This is a genomic window from Halosolutus sp. DAT137 (genome assembly GCF_059736405.1).
The window spans coordinates 460,774-478,917 of record NZ_JCAQID010000007.1; the positions used below are offsets into that span (position 1 = coordinate 460,774).

An 18,144-nucleotide genomic window follows, 5' to 3' on the forward strand; every position below is an offset into this window, starting at 1 on the left:
GTTTACAGGGCACCTACCGGCGTGAAACGACGGCTTTCGGAGACAACGGTACCCCCTCTTTTTGCTCTCGACGCACCGTCCGTTTCACGATGAGCGGACCAACGCGACGCCGGGTGCTAACGAGCGTCACGGTCAGTGGGGCACTGCTCTCGACGAGGGGACGAAGTCGACGCACGGACCCCGATCGAACTGCCGCTGATAACGAAACGGGACGATCGAGTGTGTCCGCGAACGACTCGCTCGCGGTGTCGATCGTCGAGACGAACGCTCCCGTCGGTGCCGGCGCGTGGCTCGATGTCACGGCTGCCGTCGAGAACCGGGGATCGACCGCCGTCCGAACCGACGTGGATCTTGTGGTCGGAAACGATCCCGAGCGCGTCGGCCGAATCCGGACGACGATCGAGGCCGGCGAGACGCGAGAGATTTCACAGGGGTTCTACACGTATCCGGTGGCGCGGGATAGCGAGTTTCCGGTTCGAGTGGAAACGGAGGGAGGTGCGGCCGAGCAAACCGTCAGCGTGATCGGGGCAACGCCGCTGTCGAGCGCCCGACCCGACCGAGAACTCGCGGTACGGCCGGGAACCGACGTGCTGTTCGAGGCGGGTGCCGTCGACCCCGACGAGTCACAGACGACCGTCTGGTGGGTCGACGGCGATCGCGTCGGCGGTGTCGGCGGTCCCTGGCAGGCGACGTACTACGCCGAAACGGGCTTCGATTACCGGTGGGAGTCGTTCGACGCGGCGGGGAGCTACGACGTCGCCGCAGCCGTTATTCCGACCGGCGAGAGCGAGACGTACACTGCCCACTGGACGGTCGACGTGGACGAAGACGGAAACGCGTCGCCGTCGATCGTCGGCCAGCGCCCGCGACCGGGGCAACTGTCCTACACGCGTGGCGAACTCGCCACCTTCGAACTCGACGTCACCGACCCCGACGGTGATCTCGATCGCGTCGTCTGGTGGCTCACCCTGGCCGACGTGATCCTCGACGTGACCGCCCTTTCCGGTGGGTCGGACACCGCTCGGCTGACCGTCGACGCCGAACGGCTTTGTCACACCTGCCACGTCCAGCCGTGGGTCATCGCGACCGACGGAACCGCACTTTCACCCCGCGAGACGTGGGAGGTGGGGCCGCTCGCGGACGAGACACCTATCGAACTCTCGATCGCTGAAACAAACGCGCCCGTCCGTGCGGGCGAGGACCTCGCGGTCACCGTCACCGCCGAGAACCTCGGGACCGGGCCGGCCACTCGTGAGATCGACCTCGTCGTCGGCCACGACCCGACCGTGGTCGACACGCAAAGAGCGACCGTCGCCCCGGGAGCGAGCGATCGGCTCACGCTCGGCTACGAGACGTATCCGACGAGACGGACGGAGACGTTCCCGGTGCGAATCGAGAGCGAGGGGGAGGTGGTCGACGAGGTATCCGTGACCGTCGAGACGGACGGCTGAACGATCGGCGGTACCCGCGATCGCGGCGAGATCGGCCGCCCCCCACCCTTTTATTCGGATGCCGTTCCCAGGGGCGAGTATGCGAATCGCACTACTCGGCGGAACGGGCGACATCGGCGCGGGACTCGCACTGCGCTTTGCGCGCGATACGGATCACGAAGTGCTCATCGGATCGCGTGATCCCGAGAAGGCCCGCGACGCGGTTGCGGAGTACGAAGACGAACTCGACGAGCGCGGCGTCGAGGCGAAGATCACGGGCTTCGTCAACGAGATGGCGGCCGATCGGGCGGACGTCGTCGTTCTCTCGGTACCGCCGTACTACGTCGGCGACACGGTCGAAGCCGTCGAGGGGACGCTCGACGAGGAGACGATCCTCGTCACGCCCGCCGTCGGCATGAAAGGAGACGAGGACGGACTTCACTACCACCCGCCCGGCGTCGGGAGTGTCTCCGAACTCGTCGCCCAGCGGGCCCCCGACGAGGTCCCGGTCGTCGGCGCATTCCACAATCTCGCGGCCGACGCGCTGTCGAACCTCGACAACGAGTTCGACCTCGATACGCTCGTCGTCGGCGACGACGCCGACGCGAAACGAACCGTCCGGAACCTCGCGAACGAAATCGAGGGGCTTCGCGCACTCGACGTCGGCCCGCTGGCCAACGCTGCCGAAGTCGAAAGCGTCACGCCGCTGGTCATCAACATCGCAAAGTACAACGAGGACATGCACGACGTCGGCGTGAAGTGGGTGTAACGCCGGCCGTCAGAACGCGTCGACGATCGAGTCGGCAACGATGGTACTCGACGATCGTTCGATCGACGTACGCCACCCGAAAATGCAGTCTGCGGGGCGTTATCGCCACTCCGCGAGGGACGTGGTCTCCGTCTCCGGAGTCATCAGCCAGCAGTCGTCCCGCGTGATGTCGGCAATGACGACGTGCTCGCGTCCTCCGATCTCGTCGATTGCGGCGACGACATCCGGTTCGGCCGGCGGTTCCTCGCCGATGGACTCCAGGTCGGAGTTCATACACAAACAGATGCGATCGAACATCATGAATGTTCTGTAATTGATGTAGATGGTACCTGAAACAGAACCTCATGTGTGGATCTACTACACAGAGTGTAACCCGAATGCGGTGACAATCGAACACGATCCCAATCAGACACTGTTGGCCCACTCGGACGAGCGAAAACGGCCGTCCCCGGCACCCTCTGCTCTCGGGTCACGATGGTGTTCGTTCCGATCAGCAGCGGTTAGAGACGACGGCACTGGCGGCATCCGCAGTAATCGAAAATAAAACGGGACCGGACAGTCGGAGTCGGTACGCTGGCGCCACATCAAATAATCGATGCGAGCGGACCGGCGCATGCTGGCGATCAGCGGCGGTCGGGTTATGCGCCAGCGGATTCGAGGGCGTCTTCGATGTCTTCGCGCTGTGTGACACCGACGAAGCGCTCGACGATGCCGTCCTCGTTTTCGATAACGAGCGTCGGCAGCGATCGAACCTGATACTCGTTGGCGATGTCCTGTTGTTCGTCGACGTTTACTTTCTCGACTTCGAATCGGCCCGCCCAGTCGTCCTCGAGTTCCTCGAGAATCGGGTCCTGGGTCTTGCACGGGCCACACCAGTCCGCGTAGAAGTCCTTAAGTGTGACAGTCATACGGTTCACGAGTAGTTGCCACGCGCCGCGCATAAGGGTTTCCCACTCGTGTTCACACGCCCCAACCCCGACGAGGCGAGGAGACCTGGTCGAGACGCCACCCGATCGGTCCGAGGAGGACGCGACGAAAGATTTAGTTTCCGGGGACTGTAAGGTCGCGTATGGATAAAGGACAGAACACTGGCGGGCTGATGTCCAGTGCCGGCCTGGTCCGGTACTTTGACAGCGAGGACTCGAACGCGATTCGGATCGATCCGAAGACGGTCATCGCGACCGGCGTCATGCTTGGCGTCCTCGTTCAACTGCTCACGTTCATCGCGTAACTCGATCGGAAGCACCGTTTTATCAGTTTTCGTGACGGTCGCAGTCTCTTCTCTCCGTCGGTCTCGAGTGCATCCACGTCCGGTTCGGACTGGTCTCGGCCGTGGCTTCGAGTTCGCGACCGCGTGGCGCGCCCTTTTTGAGGGTCCTCTCCCAACCGATCGGTATGTCACTCGTTGCAGGGGTCGTCGCCGTGCAGGGCGACGTCGAAGAGCACGCAGCCGCGATCGAACGGGCGGCCCAGGCTCACGGTCGCGAGGTGACCGTCCGGGACATTCGCGAGGCCGGAGTCGTCCCGGAGTGTGACCTGCTCGCGATGCCCGGCGGGGAGTCGACGACGATCTCTCGGCTCGTCCGCGGCGAGGGGATCGACGCGGAGATCCGACAGCACGTCGCCGACGGAAAGCCACTTCTGGCGACCTGTGCCGGGCTGATCGTCGCGTCCGCTGACGCGGGAGACGATCGCGTCGACGAACTCGGACTCGTCGACGTGAGCGTCGAACGAAACGCCTTCGGCCGCCAGAAAGACAGCTTCGAGGCACCGCTGGACGTCAGCGGACTCGAGGACGATCGACTGTATCCTGCGGTGTTCATCCGTGCACCAGCGATCGACGTCGTCGGCGACTGCGAAATTCTTGCGACGTGGGACGATCGACCGGTCGCGGTCCGGGACGGGCCGGTCGTCGCCACGTCGTTTCACCCCGAACTGACGACGGATAGCCGGATTCACAGGCTGGCCTTCTTCGAGAACGATGACGCGGCCGTGCCGGCGGCCGACGAGCCGCGCCGCGGAGCGTAACTGCGGTGGGACCGCGCTACGAGGTGCATCGTGGTGGGACCGCGCTACGAGGTGCACTGTGGTGGGACCGCGCTACGAGGTGCACTGTGGTGGGGGCGCGCTACGAAGTGCATTGCGGTGGGTATTCGACGGGCGTCGGCTGCTGGTGCATGCACTCGCCGTCGGGCAGGTTTTTCATCCCTGCACCCATCCGTGGGGGTATGGATGCATCTATCGACGCGGTACGCGTCGCGGGGACGCCACAGGGACCGGTGCCGGTCGTCGTCCTCGACATTGCCGGCGAAGACGATGTCGTCCCGATCTTTATCGGGTTTACCGAGGCGACCAGCATCGCCCGCGGTCTGGAGGCCGACGACATCGGTCGCCCGCTGACACACGATCTCTTGCTCGACGTGATGGAAGAACTCGGCAGCCGGATCGATCGCGTCGTCGTCAACGAAATCGAACAGCACGGCGACGGGGAGGGCGGGACGTACATCGCCGACCTCCACCTCCAGACCCCGCGCGGTGAAACGATCGTCGACGCCCGCCCCAGCGACTCACTCGCACTCGCCGCCCGAACGAACGCGCCGATCGAGGTGACAAAAGACGTTTTCGAGGACGGCCGGGACGACAGCGAGACGTTCGAACAGCTTGAAGACATTCGCAACGTATCCGGTGAGATGTAGATGGACGACACACTCGCGGAACTGTTTGCTGTCATCGAGGATCGCAAAGAGACGCTACCCGAAGGCTCCTACACCGCGTCGCTGTTCACCCACGAGAAGGGGGAAAACGCAGTGTTAGAGAAACTCGGCGAAGAGACGACCGAACTCGTTCTCGCAGCGAAAGACGACGATACCGACGAGGTGGCCTACGAGGCCGCCGATATCGTCTACCACCTGCTGGTCTTGCTCTCGATGAAAGAGATGGAGCTTTCGGATCTCGAGGCGGAACTCGAGGCACGTCGATAAGCGATCGATCGTGGACGTTCGATCGGCGGACGTGGTGTGGACGCGAGCGCGAGCACAGGTGCTTGCAGGTGCCCGTATCAGCTTGATTCGGTCACAGGATGTCGGTGCTCTGGATGGCACTCCAACAGATCGATCACGCGGACGACCACATGCAAGACTGTATCGACAACTGTCTCGAGGCCGCACAGGTGTGTGAGTGGTGTGCAGACGCCTGCCTCGACGAGGGTGAGGAGATGGCACGTTGCGTCCGGCTCTGTCGAGACGTCGCGGACGTCGCCTCACTACACGCCCGATGGATGGCTCGCAACTCGGGATACCACCAGGAACTGGGCGAACTCTGTGCTGACATCTGCGAGGAGTGTGCCGAGGAGTGCGAACAGCACGATCACGATCACTGTCAGGCCTGTGCAGAGATCCTGCCGGAATGTGCGGAGAGCTGTCGCGAGATGGCCTCGGCCTGATACGGATTAGTGTCCGTAGTTACCGCCGAACGGCGAACCGTATTGGCCAATCGGCGGTAATTGATGACACTAATCCGTATGAGACGGACTGCTGTAAGGTTCGATCCGACCACCTGCGGGCGGCGACTTCGGGACACTCGAATTTATTAGTCGACGGTGAGACGGCGAAGATACACTAGGCCCGATGAGCGACTCGAATCAGCCGCCGTCGCCGGACTCGATCGCCGCCGCCGTCGAGGAAGAGAACGTCGAGGAGGCGGTTTCACAGCTCGGACGACTTGCCGAAGCGGAGGCGAACGGACGAAAAGAGACACTACGCAGACTCAAACCGCTCGCGGCGGATCGATCGGAGACCCTCGGACCGCTCGTCCCGTCACTGGCGCCGTTTCTAACCGACGACGAACGCGCCGTTCGGCTGACGACTGCGAAGCTGATCGTCGCGATCGCGGAACCGAACCCCGATTCGGTCCGGCCGATCGTTCCGGCGCTCGCGGCTCGATTGGCCGACGAGGACGAATTCTACTACGTTCGGGCTCGATCGGCCGAGGCGCTCGGCTACGTTTCCCTCGAATACCCCGAAGATGTCGGCTCGCCCGAGATACTCGCGGATCTCCGGATCGGTATCGAGTTCGACGAACCGGAGGTCACGGAGAAACTGGCGAAGGCGCTGGAATACGTCGCGCTGGGCAACCCAGGGCGACTCCGCCACCAGGTATCGAATCTCACAACGCACCTCGAGGACGACGACGAACTCGTCCGATACCACCTGACGACGGTGCTGGTCGCCGTCGCCACCGCGCACCCGGAACAGGTTGCGGCTGTCGGCGACGCACTGACGGCGAAACTGGGCGACGAAAGCCCCTACGTTCGCGGCCGGGCCGCGGAGGCGATCGGCTTGCTCGAGCGGGCAGGGATGGAGTCGCCGCGGTTCGAGACCGATCTCGAGGCGCTACGCGACGAGGAGTCGTTCGTGAGCGAGCGCGCGCAGTTTGCGCGCAGGGCGATCGCAGGTGATGGGCAAGCGAAAGAAGGTGCAGATGACGACGATCGAGAGGAACGGCGTGCAAACGATCGAAGAGAAGGGAGCGAGAGCGACGAGCGAAAAGAAACGGGCATCGAGAAAATCGGCACCGTCGAATCGATCCGCGAGACGACCGAGGCGATCGTCGAGGAGATCACGGCACCCGACGCCGACGGGACGTGTCCACACTGCGGGCAGGCACTTCCGGACGACGGACCGCCGCTGTGTCCGCAGTGTGGCGGCCCGTACTGACATCGATGCTAGATTTAGGCCCGCCTAAAATTCGAAAGCGATTTATATATTTAGGTAAGCCTAAAACGTATGTCGAGAGAAACGGACGGGAACGGCGGACCGACGCGGCGGAGCTATATCAGGTACGGTGGGGCGGTCGTGACCGGGAGCCTGTTAGCGGGATGTGCTGACGACAGCGACGCGGATTCCGAACCGTCGGAATCGCCGGACTCGTCGGAGTCGTCCGCGCAGGGCGAACCCTATACGGTCGAGATGGCCCCTGTCGGAGAAGTCGAATTCGAAGCCGTCCCGCAGACGTGGGAGTCGTACTTCCCGGGATACGCCGATATGGGCGTCGCGCTCGGCCAGGCGGACGGACTCACCGCCGTCGGCGTCAAATCCCGCTATCACACCGGTTACTACGACGAACTCGACGGGGTCAGCGTCGACGAGGACAGTATCACCGAAATCTACGACGAGGGGATCGACAGGGAACTCTACTACGAACTGGACAACGACGTCCACCTCACTGACCCGCGGTGGCTCCTCGAGAACGCCTTTTTTGGACTCGACGAGTCCGACATCGACGAGCTAACCGAAACCGTCGCACCCTTCATCGGCAACACGATTTTCCGGCGGACGGATCCGTGGCACGACTACCGGTACTACGACATGTACGAGGCGTTCGAGAAAGTCGCACGGATCTTCCAGCAGGAAGACCGGTACGCGGCGTTCGCATCCGTCCACGAAGACCTCATCACTCGAGTTCAGACGGCGCTGCCGTCGGCCGACAGCCGTCCGAGCGGACTCCTCTGTTTTGCCGGCTCCGACGAGCCCGACGCGTTCTCGCCGTACCGACTCACCGACATGGGGACGAACAAGAAACACTTCCACGATCTGGGCGTCTCGGACGCGCTGTCGGGCACCGGCATCGAGGGACTCTCGACGGACGATCGCGGACAGATCGACTACGAGACGATGCTGGACGTCGATCCGGAGATGCTGTTCGTGCGCGGCCACGAGGACAAGAGCCGTGACGAGTTCGTCGAGACGGTCCTCGCGTACATGGAAGATCACGACGTTGCGAGCGAACTCACCGCGGTCCAGAACGAGGATGTCTACCGGGGCGGCCCGATCTACCAGGGCCCGATTCAAAATCTGTTCCTCACCGAGCGGTTCGCGACGTTGCTCTACCCCGAGGCGTTCGACGGCGAACTGTTCGATCGCGACGAAGTTGCGGGTATCATTACCGGAGACGACCAATGAACAACGACGACACGACTGGAGACGGGAGCCTGACGCGAAGAGACGCGCTCACGTACGGCGGATCGGTCGCAGTCGGCGGCATGCTCGCCGGATGTACCGATGAGACGGACGCCGGCAACGAAGTGGATGCTACGGGAGGAACGGACGAAACCGATGGCTACAGCGTCGACATCGAGCCGGCCGGGACCGTTCGGTTCGACGAAATTCCGGAGACGTGGGTCGCCGAAGGCGGTGCGTGGGTCGACATGGGTGTCGCACTCGGCGTCGAGGACGGGATTCTCTCGAACGGCTCCTACCCGGCCCCGCAGCTATTTTACGACGAGGTCGACGTATCGATCGATCGAGACGCGAACGTCGACTTCTGGAAGGACGGCGGCTACGATAAGGAGGTGTTCTACGAAACTGACGCCGACGTTCACTTCCTCGATCCCATCGCGATCAAATACTGGGACGATAGCTGGGACGACGGGGACCTCGACGAGATCGGTGAGATGGTCGGTCCGATCTGTGGAAACAACTGTCGTCGCCGTCGTGACTTTCGGGCGGAACACGACTACCCGCTGTATACTCTGTACGAAGCGTTCGAGAAAGTCGCAGCCGTCTTCCAGAAGGAAGATCGCTACGAGGCGCTCGCGGAGATTCACGCGGACGTCATCGACGAGGTTCAGTCGCGTCTCCCGCCCAAGAGCGATCGAACCGCCGTCGGGCTGATCAACGGCGGGTCGGAGCCATCGGAGAACCTGTTCTATCCGATGGACATCTCCGCGGACGGCTACGAACTGAAGACCTACCGCGACCTCGGTGCGGTGAGCGCGTTCGAGGACACCGACGGCGGCGGCAGCGAGGCGGATTACGAGTACCTCCTCGACGTCGATCCGGACGTGCTCATCGTCCACTGGGGTATCGGCGAGCACGGTGGAACGGACTTCGATTACGAGGAGTTTCAGTCGACCTGGCTCGAACCGATGCGAGACCACTCGGTCGGCCAGCAGTTGACTGCGGTTCGAGAAGGGAACATCTTGCCCGGCGCGTGGGGCGAACAGGGACCCATCGTCAACCTCTTCCAGACCGAACTCACGGCGCGGCAACTCTATCCCGAGGAGTTTGGCGCGTTCGATCCCGAGCAGTACCCGAACGTTCCGGCGGACGAACGGCTATTCGATCGCCAACGCGTTGCAGACATCATCAGCGGGAACTTCGACGAATGACCGAAACTGAGGCGACAACGGAGGGACACACCGAGTACGACCACGACGTCGCCATCGTCGGCGGCGGTCCGGCAGGTTGCTCGGCGGGCGTGTTCACCGCCCGAGCGGGGCTCGAGACGGTCATCTTCGATCGCGGCCGATCGTCGATCAAGCGGTGTGCCTACCTGGAGAACTACCTCGGATTCCCCGCCGGAATCGACATCGAGACGCTGTACGGGCTGATACACGACCACGCCGAGACCGCCGGCTGTGCGTTCGTCTCCGACCTGGTCGAATCGATCGATCGAACCGACGACGGCGACGGGTTCGTCGTCGAACCCCAGGAGGGCGAGCCGGTCACCGCCCGACGAGTCGTCGCCGCGACGCGCTACGACGGCGAGTACATGCGCGGGCTGGACGACGACGCGGCGATGTTCGAGACGTACGAACACGACGGCGAGGAACACGAGACCTTCAGCGGTGACTACGCCGAGACGGACGGTACCACCCCCGTCGATGGCCTGTACGTCGCCTCGCCCTCCGACGAGGCCGACATGCAGGCGATCGTCGCGGCCGGACGCGGTGCGCGGATCGCCCGCCGGGTCGTGGCCGACGCCCGTATCGACGACGGCTGGTGGGAGGACGCCGCCGTCGGCGTCGACTGGGTGCGCCGCAAGGCCGAACGCGACGACGAGTGGGCCGATCGCGAGGCGTGGGTCGAGTGGTTCGACGACCACCACGCCGAGACCGCGCCGATCGATCCCGATTCCGAGCGGTTCCGGCGCGTTCGCGAGGCGTCGATCGACGACTCGCTGTCGTCGTACGTCACGCCGGCGGAGATCGAGGCGCGAGCCGAGACGGGACAGGAGACGATCGCGGCCCACCTCGACCCGGAGGCCGTCGTCCGAGCCGTCGACGAGACGGCGCTGCTGGAGGCAATCGACGACGAAACGATACGCCAGTACGCCGACGAAACGACCGAATCGGAGCTTCGAGCACCATGAGCGGCGAATCACCGATCGGCGGCGTAAACGACCCCGTCTCGACGACGGGGACCAGCCGGATCGCGTGGCTGTTCGATCCGAAACTCGTCGCGGTCGCGCTCGGCAGTCTCGCGGTCGTCTTCGTCGGTGGGTTGATCCAGGTGAGTTTCGGCGCGTTTTCGATGACGATCGGGCAGGCCTGGCAGGCTGTCTTCGATCCGGCGGTGATCTTCAACGGACAGGCCTGGAACGCGTTCCTGTTCGGCGGCGAAATGCCGGAGATGCAAACCGAGAGCCTCATCGTCTGGAACATCCGCCTGCCGCGGGTGTTCGTCGCCGTCCTCGTCGGCATGAACCTCTCGGTGTCCGGGGCGATCTTCCAGGCGGTCACGCGAAACGAACTCGCGAGTCCGTTCATCCTCGGGGTTTCCTCGGGTGCAGGACTGATGATTCTGCTGACGCTGGTCGTCTTCGGCAGCCTCTCGGCGTTCCTGCCGATCATCGCCTCGGCCGGCGGGGCGGTCGCATTCCTGATCGTCTACGCCATCGCCTGGAAGAACGGCACGTCGCCGGTTCGACTCGTGCTGGCGGGCGTAATCGTGGGGACCGTGTTCAGCAGTCTGCAGACGGCGCTGTTCTTCTTCGCCGACGACATCGGCGTCGTCCAGTCGGCGATCGCGTGGACCACCGGCTCGCTCACCGGCACGGACTGGGAGCAGGTTCGCATCGCGCTCCCATGGACGGCGGTAGCCGTGTTGCTGGCGATCGCTGGCTCCCGACAGCTCAACGTCCTCTTGCTGGGCGAACAGACCGCGAAGTCGCTGGGTATGTCGATCGAGAAGGTCCGGTTCGCACTGTCGGGGGTCGCCGTGCTGGCCGCCGCCGCGAGCATCGCGGTCGCGGGCATCGTCGGCTTCGTCGGGTTGATCGTCCCGCACGTGGTCCGGAATCTGGTCGGCAGCGACTACAAGAAGCTGATCGTCGGCTGTCTGTTCGTCGGCCCCGCACTGATGGTGGGTGCCGATGTCGGCGCACGACTCGGCATGAGCGTGCTCGTCGGGGCCGACGCGCAGATTCCCGTCGGCATCGTCACCGGACTCGTCGGCGGACCGTACTTCCTGTATCTCATGCGGAGACAGCAGAACATGGGTGAAATCTGAATGGCAGCGAACAGAACGCGGGTGACAGCCGAATGGTACTGAACAGGGCGTCGATCCTGCAATCGGACGAGAGTGAAGAAAACCGCACGCCGCCGACGAACGCCGCGAGCGAACTCGACGGCGAGACGCTGGTGCTGGGGTATCCGGCCACCGAGGAGCCAGTGATCGACGGCGAATCGATCGCCGCCGAGCCCGGAGCCGTCACCGCGCTGGTCGGTCCGAACGGCTCGGGCAAGAGCACGCTCCTGAAGGGGCTGGCGAATCAGCTCACCCCCGACGAAGGGACGGTGGTGCTCGACGGCCGGGACGTCCACCAGATGGAGACGAAGGCCCTCGCCAGAAAACTCGGCTTGCTCTCCCAGGAGAGCACCTCGCCCGACAGCATCAGCGTCGAGGAACTCGTCTTCCACGGTCGGTACCCCCACCGCGGGTTCTTCGAGCCTGTGACCGACGCGGACCGCCGAGCGGTCGACGAGGCGATCGAACTGGCCGGCTGTGGCCACCTCCGCGATCGCGAGGTCGGCAGCCTCAGCGGCGGCCAAAAACAGCTAGCGTGGATCGCGATGGTCCTCGCCCAGGACACCGACGTCCTGTTGCTCGACGAGCCGACGACGTTTCTGGATCTCCACCACCAACTCGAGGTGATGGAGATCATCGAGACGCTCCGCGAGGACAGCGAGGTCACGGTCGTCGTCGTCCTCCACGACATCGAGCAGGCGGCCCGCCTTGCAGACCGCATGGTCGTCCTCAAAGACGGCGAGATTCGGTCTCGGGGCGCCCCCGAAGCGGTCGTCACCGAGCGGATGCTCGCGGACGTGTTCGAAGTCGACGCCGAGGTCGAACGCACCGATCGCGGACCGCGGGTGACGCCGCTTCGCGCCAGACACGACGATCCGGAGGCCGATCGGTGACCGACGACGGCGACGGATTCGAGACGGCGCTCGACGCCTATCGCGAGCAGGTAACGCAGCCGCTGGTTCGCCTGTCTCGGAACTACGGCCGCGGCGAATGGCGCTGGCTCGCCGTCGGACTCCTCGCGAGCGTGTTCGCCTACGGGTCGGTGCTCGTGACGCCGATCGTACTCGGGACGACGATCGACGCCGTCTTCACGGGCGAGAGCGCGTACGCGCTGCCGCTGGTCCCCGAGGCGTGGCTCCCGACGGAGCCGACCGCGCAGTTCCGGCTCTCCGCGATTATCGTCGCCATCGCTCTCGCAGGCGGGGCGATACTGCAGTGGGTTCGCGGGGTGGCGATGAACTTCTTCGCCCACGGCGTGATGTACACGATTCGAACCGAGGCCTACGAGAAGATGCAGCGCCTCGACATGACATTCTTCGACAACAAGGAAACCGGCGAGATCATGTCGATTCTCAATAACGACACCTCGAATCTGGAGATATTTTTCGACAATGCGCTCGGAGACAGCGTTCGAATCGGTGTGATCGTCGTCGGTATCACCGCCGCGTTGTTGTATACGAACTGGCAACTCGCACTCTTCACACTGGGAGCGGTACCGCTGCTCGTGGGCTTTACCTGGTGGTTCGTCCGCGTCATCGAACCCCGATACACGACCGTCCGGGAGACCATCGGCGACCTGAACACCCGCATCGAGAACGGACTCAGCGGCATCCAACTCGTCAAAACGACGGGAACCGAGGCCTACGAGAACGAACGCGTCCGCGGCGTCTCTCGGGACGTCTTCGACGCCCAGATGGACGTGTTGAAGCTGAGTTACTTCTATCGGCCGGGGATGGAACTGATCACGGGCGCGGCGCTGCTCGCAACGTTCGTCGTCGGCGGTCTCTGGGTGTTCTCGGGACCGCCGCCGTTTTTCTCCGGCGACCTCACCACCGGCGAGTTCGTCGTCTTCATGCTCCTGACCCAGCGGCTGACCGGACCGATGGCCCAGCTTTCGAACATCGTCGACTGGTACGAGAACGCCCGCGCCTCCGGTAAACGAATCTGCGGGCTGATGGACGTGCCCGTCCGCATCGAAACCGGCTCGGACGCGATCGGCCTCGAATCGATCGAAGGACGAATCGAGTACGACAATGTCACGTTCGCGTACGACGACGGTGGGGGACGTCCCGCAGAAGAGAACAACTCCGGCGAGACGGACGGTGAAACCGTCCTCGAGAACGTCGATATCGAGATCGAACCCGGCGAGACGGTCGCGATCGTCGGCCCGACGGGAGCGGGCAAATCGACCGTCGCCAAACTCCTCTTGCGACTCTACGAGGTGACGGAGGGCGCGGTTCGGATCGACGGCCGCGACGTTCGAGACGTGAAACTCGCGCACCTGCGGTCGTCGATCGGCTACGTGAGCCAGGAGACGTTCCTGTTCGACGGGACGATCGCCGAGAACATCCGCTACGGTCGGTTCGGGGCCTCCCGCGAGGAGGTCGTCGACGCGGCGAAGGCGGCTGCGGCCCACGAGTTCATCCAGAACCTCTCGGACGGATACGACACCCGCGTGGGCGAGCGCGGCGTGAAGCTTTCGGGCGGCCAGCGCCAGCGGATCGCCATCGCTCGCACCGTACTACAGGACCCCAGAATTCTGCTGCTCGACGAGGCGACCTCGGCCGTGGACACGGAGACAGAGTACCTCATCCAGCGATCGCTCGACCGGCTGGCCGCCGACCGGACGACGCTCGCGATCGCCCACCGGCTCTCGACGATCAACAACGCCGATACGATCGTCGTCCTCGAAGACGGTCGCGTCGTCGAGCGCGGGACCCACGAGAAGCTACTGGCAGCGAACGGGCTGTACGCGAGCCTCTGGGGAATTCAGGCCGGCGAGATCGAGTCCCTCCCCGAGGCGGTCGTCGATCGATCGGTCGACTCGATCGCGGAACGGTGATTTTTTGGCCAGCCTAAAAATCGAAACGGTTATGATGGTTTAGGTGAGCCTAAAAATATGGCCAGAGACGAGACGACACGCGGCACACCGACGCGCAGGGAGACGATCACGTACGGGGGCACGATCGTCGGCGGGAGCCTTCTTGCTGGATGTACGAGCGGTGATTCGGGCGAAGAGTCGAGCGAGGAATCGGACGGCGACGTGGATGGGTCGGAACCCGGTGGCGAACCGTACTCGGTGACGATGTCGCCGGTCGGAGCCGTCGAGTTCGAGGAGGTCCCGTCGAACGTGATGGCCTACAGTCCGCAGTACGCGGATATGCTCGTCGCATTGGGTCACCAGGACGCGCTCAACTCGCTGGGATTCGCCTCGTACGAGTCCACGCTCTCGTATTTCATCGATCACTTCGATGGCGTTTCCTTCGACGGCGACGGACTCACGGAGCTGTTCTCGAACGGCTCGTTCGACCGGGAACTGCTCTACGAACTCGACAGCGACGTCCACCTGATCGACCCGGCGTGGCTGTCGACGTTCGAAGGGTGGTCGACGGCGGACACCGAGGAGATCCGTCAGACCGTCGGACCGTTCTTTGCGAACCGCTACAGCCGCGAACACACGAGTCCGCCAGAGGACTGGGCGGAGGGCTACCAGTACTACACCATCTGGGAGATTACCGAGCGGGTCGCGGCGGTCTTTCAGGAAGAAGAGCGCTTCGCGACGCTCAAAGCGGTCTACGACGATCTGTACGCGACGATTCGATCGAATCTACCGCCCGCGAGCGAACGGCCGACGGTCGGGCTGGTGGCGTTCTGGGATGGGAAGTTCTCGCCGTACAAGATCTCCGGGCCCGGCTTCGGAAAAGCCCACGTTCGTCCGCTGGGGGCCCGCGACGCCTTTGCCAACAGCAACCGGACCTACGACGAGAACTACGACGCCAGCTACGACTTCGAGGGACTGCTGGAGATCGATCCGGACGTCATCCTCCACAATTTCGCGGTGACGCCGTTTTACGACTGGGAATCGATCGTCGAGACCGTCGAAACCGATCCGGTCGGGTCGGAACTCACCGCGGTGCAGAACGATCGCTTCTACGCGTCCGGTCAGTCCTTCCAGGGACCGCTCCAGAACCTGCTCCAACTGGAAATGACGGCGAAGCAGCTCTATCCGGACCAGTTTGGAGAGTGGCCGAAATACGAGACCGGGGACGGCTACCCGGCGTTTAGCGAAGACGAACAGCTGTTCGACCACGCGCGAGTGGCGGACATCATCAACGGAGAATTCTGAACATGAGGGACAACAATACGGTTCAACACGATACAGAAGCACCGACGCGCAGAGACGCAATCAAGTACGGCGGGACGATCGTCGGCGGCAGCCTCCTCGCAGGCTGTACCGGCGGAAATTCGGATACCGATTCCAGCGGTACCGACGGGCCGGATTCGGACGGGGAGACCGGAGACGCGCGCGAGGCGTGTCTCTTTCCGGTTGGCTGTCTGGAATTCGACGATGTCCCCGAGTCGGTCACCACCTACAATATGGGCTGGGCGGACATGGTCGTCTCGCTCGGGCAGGCGGAGACGCTCCAGACGAACAGATACAGCGCTCCTACGCTGTTCTACGATCGGTTCGATATCGACTACGACGCCGGGTATCCGCCGCTGTGGCAGGGCGACGGCTGGTCGAAAGAGACGTTCTACGAGCGCGATTCCGACCTGTTCCTCATCGACCCGAATCTGCTCGAAGCGTGGGACACCAACTGGGACGAGGTCGATACGGACGAAATCAGCGACGGCGTCGCGCCGTTTTTCGGCTGCCACAACCGCCGGATCAGAGGCGAGTGGCAACAGGAGTTGGGCTATCCTGAGCAGGCCCCGTCGATGATGGAGGCGTTCGACGCCGTCGCAACCGTCTTCGACGAGCGCGAGCGCGCCGAGGCGTGGTTCGACCTCCACGACGACCTGCACTCGGAGATCGACTCGCGTCTGCCGGCGAATCCGGACCCGCCGTCGATCGGTCTGATCAACAGCGGCTCCGCCCCGGAGCAAGGCGAGTTCTACGTCCTCTATCTGGAGGACGACGGCTACGAAATGAAGCCCTATCGCGACCTCGATCTCGTCGAGGCTGACGCGTTCGCCGAGGTGGAAACCGGCCAGTACGGACAGACCGACTACGAGACGATGCTGGATGTCGACCCCGACATGATCGTCGTTCACTGGGGTGTCACCACCGGTTCAGTCACCTTCGACGGCGACGGAGCCTTCGACACCGAGGCATTCCGCGAACAGTTCGTCGAGCCCATGGAAACCCACGACGTCGGGAGCCAGCTTACCGCGGTACAGGAGGGACGCGTGCTCCCCGGCCCGACCGCCGAACAGGGACCCCTGATTAACGCCTTCCAGACGGAACTGACCGCGCGGCTGTTCTTCCCCGAGGAGTTCGGCGAGGTCGATCTGGACGCCCCGCTCGACGTTCCGGCAGACGAACAGCTGTTCGATCGACAGCGCGTTGCGGAGATCATCGACGGAGAATTCTAACCATGAAGGACAACAACACGGTTCAACACGGTACAGAGGCACCGACGCGCAGAGAGACGATGAAGTACGGCGGGGCGATCGTCGGCGGAACCCTCCTGGCGGGCTGTACGAGCGACGGTTCGGAGCCGGTTTCGGAGACGGAGTCGACCAACGACAATGATGGCGACGGTGACGAGTCGTACACGGTGACGATGGACCCCGTTGGCGAGGTGACGTTCGACGACGTTCCCGAACGGTGGATCGCCGGCTTCGGCATGGACGCGGACATCGGGGTGGCCCTCGGTCAGGCCAACGGGCTGGTCGACATGTTGAGCTGGGTGGGATATACCGGCTTCTACGACGAACTGCCCGGCGTCTCGGTCGACACCGACGACTGGGGCTACCTCATCACCGACGAGGGGAACGTCGACAAGGAGCGGTTTTACGAACTGGAACCCGACCTCATCACGGTCGATCCGAACCGACTCTGGAATTTCGAGAACGACGATATCGAGGAGATCATCGAGACCGTCGCGCCGTTTCTCGGCAACGCGAGCCGGCGGAAACGCGGCGAGGACTTCTACGATGGGGCGTGGCCCGACGGGCAACCCTACGAGTACTACAGCATCCGGGAACAGCTCGAAATCTACGGTCAGGCGTTCCAGCAACAAGAGCGCGCGACGGCGATGGCGGACCTCCACCGGGAGACGATCGAGTCGGTCATCGATCGCCTGCCACCGGCGTCCGAGCGACCGTCGATCGGGCTGATCCACCCGACGTGGCCCGACCCGCAGAACGGGTCGTTCGCGGTCTACAACCCGATATCCGAGGTCGAAAAAACCTACGGCAAAAAGCAGTACCGCGATCTGGGCGTAACGGACGCGTTCGCGGGCGCATACGGCGGCGAGTCCTCGGTCAAAATGGACTACGAAGGACTCGTCGAGTACGATCCGGACGCGTTCGTCTTCCACTTCGGCGTCCCCAACCGGGAGGAAGCACGGGTCACGATCGAATCGATGACCGACGATTCCCTGGGGAGGGAACTGACCGCCGTCCAGAACGATCGCCTCTATCTGGGCGGAACCGCCTACCAGGGCCCGATCATCAACCTCTTCCAGACGGAGATGCTCGCCAAGCAACTGCATCCTGACGAATTCGGGGCGTGGCACGGGCTGGGCGAGACGCCGGCAGACGAACAGCTGTTCGATCGCCAGCGGCTGGCAGATATCGTCAACGGAGAGATCTGAGCGATGGGGAGCACCGTTCCGAAAGACGTAATGGT

General features: G+C 63.6%; 19 protein-coding genes. 17 read left to right on the plus strand and 2 right to left on the minus strand.

Going from position 1 to position 18,144, the window contains the following annotated elements; genetic code table 11:
• The first annotated feature begins 89 nt into the window (after positions 1 to 89).
• Both AC6I6L_RS11920 and npdG read left to right on the plus strand, forming a co-directional pair.
• Positions 90 to 1,451, plus strand: coding sequence for a hypothetical protein (locus AC6I6L_RS11920; RefSeq protein ID WP_497917984.1), 1,362 nt, complete (start codon positions 90 to 92; stop codon positions 1,449 to 1,451).
• Positions 1,452 to 1,530: 79 nt separating this feature from the next.
• The gene (gene npdG, locus AC6I6L_RS11925; protein ID WP_497917985.1) at positions 1,531 to 2,199 is read left to right on the plus strand and encodes an NADPH-dependent F420 reductase; all 669 of its coding nucleotides are present in this window, start codon (positions 1,531 to 1,533) and stop codon (positions 2,197 to 2,199) included.
• Between the two features lie 99 nt (positions 2,200 to 2,298).
• On the opposite strand, the gene AC6I6L_RS11930 is transcribed toward npdG, so the two are convergent.
• Both AC6I6L_RS11930 and AC6I6L_RS11935 read right to left on the minus strand, forming a co-directional pair.
• The gene (locus AC6I6L_RS11930; protein ID WP_497917986.1) at positions 2,299 to 2,472 is read right to left on the minus strand and encodes a DUF7556 family protein; all 174 of its coding nucleotides are present in this window, start codon (positions 2,470 to 2,472) and stop codon (positions 2,299 to 2,301) included.
• A 365-nt stretch (positions 2,473 to 2,837) separates the two neighbouring features.
• On the minus strand, positions 2,838 to 3,140 hold the full coding sequence (locus AC6I6L_RS11935) for a thioredoxin family protein (protein ID WP_497917987.1): 303 nt from the start codon (positions 3,138 to 3,140) through the stop codon (positions 2,838 to 2,840).
• Between the two features lie 128 nt (positions 3,141 to 3,268).
• Here AC6I6L_RS11935 and AC6I6L_RS11940 point away from each other — a divergent pair, with 128 nt between their 5' ends.
• The 15 genes from AC6I6L_RS11940 to AC6I6L_RS12010 all read left to right on the plus strand — a co-directional run bounded on the left by AC6I6L_RS11940 (position 3,269) and on the right by AC6I6L_RS12010 (position 18,109).
• Positions 3,269 to 3,430, plus strand: a complete 162-nt coding sequence (locus AC6I6L_RS11940; RefSeq protein WP_497917988.1) for a preprotein translocase subunit Sec61beta — start codon at positions 3,269 to 3,271, stop codon at positions 3,428 to 3,430.
• Positions 3,431 to 3,594: 164 nt separating this feature from the next.
• On the plus strand, positions 3,595 to 4,227 hold the full coding sequence (gene pdxT / locus AC6I6L_RS11945; protein ID WP_497917989.1) for a pyridoxal 5'-phosphate synthase glutaminase subunit PdxT: 633 nt from the start codon (positions 3,595 to 3,597) through the stop codon (positions 4,225 to 4,227).
• Positions 4,228 to 4,427: 200 nt separating this feature from the next.
• Positions 4,428 to 4,895, plus strand: a complete 468-nt coding sequence (locus tag AC6I6L_RS11950) for a bifunctional nuclease family protein (RefSeq protein WP_497917990.1) — start codon at positions 4,428 to 4,430, stop codon at positions 4,893 to 4,895.
• A complete protein-coding gene (gene hisE / locus AC6I6L_RS11955) occupies positions 4,896 to 5,180 on the plus strand; it encodes a phosphoribosyl-ATP diphosphatase (RefSeq protein ID WP_497917991.1) in 285 nt (94 codons plus the stop codon).
• A 113-nt stretch (positions 5,181 to 5,293) separates the two neighbouring features.
• Positions 5,294 to 5,641 (plus strand): four-helix bundle copper-binding protein, encoded by a 348-nt coding sequence (locus AC6I6L_RS11960; protein ID WP_497917992.1) that lies wholly within the window; start codon positions 5,294 to 5,296, stop codon positions 5,639 to 5,641.
• Positions 5,642 to 5,825: 184 nt separating this feature from the next.
• Positions 5,826 to 6,914 carry a HEAT repeat domain-containing protein gene (locus AC6I6L_RS11965; protein WP_497917993.1) on the plus strand — a complete coding sequence of 363 codons (1,089 nt, stop codon included), beginning with the start codon at positions 5,826 to 5,828 and terminating at the stop codon, positions 6,912 to 6,914.
• 69 nt (positions 6,915 to 6,983) lie between these two features.
• Positions 6,984 to 8,159 (plus strand): ABC transporter substrate-binding protein, encoded by a 1,176-nt coding sequence (locus AC6I6L_RS11970; protein ID WP_497917994.1) that lies wholly within the window; start codon positions 6,984 to 6,986, stop codon positions 8,157 to 8,159.
• Positions 8,156 to 9,367 carry an ABC transporter substrate-binding protein gene (locus tag AC6I6L_RS11975; RefSeq protein WP_497917995.1) on the plus strand — a complete coding sequence of 404 codons (1,212 nt, stop codon included), beginning with the start codon at positions 8,156 to 8,158 and terminating at the stop codon, positions 9,365 to 9,367. The genes AC6I6L_RS11970 and AC6I6L_RS11975 overlap by 4 nt, the downstream gene beginning before the upstream one ends.
• Complete coding sequence (locus AC6I6L_RS11980; protein ID WP_497917996.1) at positions 9,364 to 10,350, plus strand: NAD(P)/FAD-dependent oxidoreductase; 987 nt, start codon at positions 9,364 to 9,366, stop codon at positions 10,348 to 10,350. Before AC6I6L_RS11975 ends, AC6I6L_RS11980 begins: the two co-directional genes overlap by 4 nt.
• Complete coding sequence (locus AC6I6L_RS11985; RefSeq protein WP_497917997.1) at positions 10,347 to 11,489, plus strand: FecCD family ABC transporter permease; 1,143 nt, start codon at positions 10,347 to 10,349, stop codon at positions 11,487 to 11,489. Before AC6I6L_RS11980 ends, AC6I6L_RS11985 begins: the two co-directional genes overlap by 4 nt.
• Positions 11,490 to 11,521: 32 nt before the next feature.
• Positions 11,522 to 12,400: an ABC transporter ATP-binding protein gene (locus AC6I6L_RS11990; protein ID WP_497917998.1), complete on the plus strand. Its 879-nt coding sequence runs from the start codon at positions 11,522 to 11,524 to the stop codon at positions 12,398 to 12,400.
• On the plus strand, positions 12,397 to 14,349 hold the full coding sequence (locus tag AC6I6L_RS11995; protein ID WP_497917999.1) for an ABC transporter ATP-binding protein: 1,953 nt from the start codon (positions 12,397 to 12,399) through the stop codon (positions 14,347 to 14,349). The genes AC6I6L_RS11990 and AC6I6L_RS11995 overlap by 4 nt, the downstream gene beginning before the upstream one ends.
• A gap of 57 nt (positions 14,350 to 14,406) precedes the next feature.
• Positions 14,407 to 15,633: an ABC transporter substrate-binding protein gene (locus AC6I6L_RS12000; protein ID WP_497918000.1), complete on the plus strand. Its 1,227-nt coding sequence runs from the start codon at positions 14,407 to 14,409 to the stop codon at positions 15,631 to 15,633.
• Between the two features lie 2 nt (positions 15,634 to 15,635).
• A complete protein-coding gene (locus AC6I6L_RS12005) occupies positions 15,636 to 16,883 on the plus strand; it encodes an ABC transporter substrate-binding protein (protein ID WP_497918001.1) in 1,248 nt (415 codons plus the stop codon).
• 2 nt (positions 16,884 to 16,885) lie between these two features.
• Positions 16,886 to 18,109 (plus strand): ABC transporter substrate-binding protein, encoded by a 1,224-nt coding sequence (locus AC6I6L_RS12010; RefSeq protein WP_497918002.1) that lies wholly within the window; start codon positions 16,886 to 16,888, stop codon positions 18,107 to 18,109.
• Positions 18,110 to 18,144: the final 35 nt, after the last annotated feature.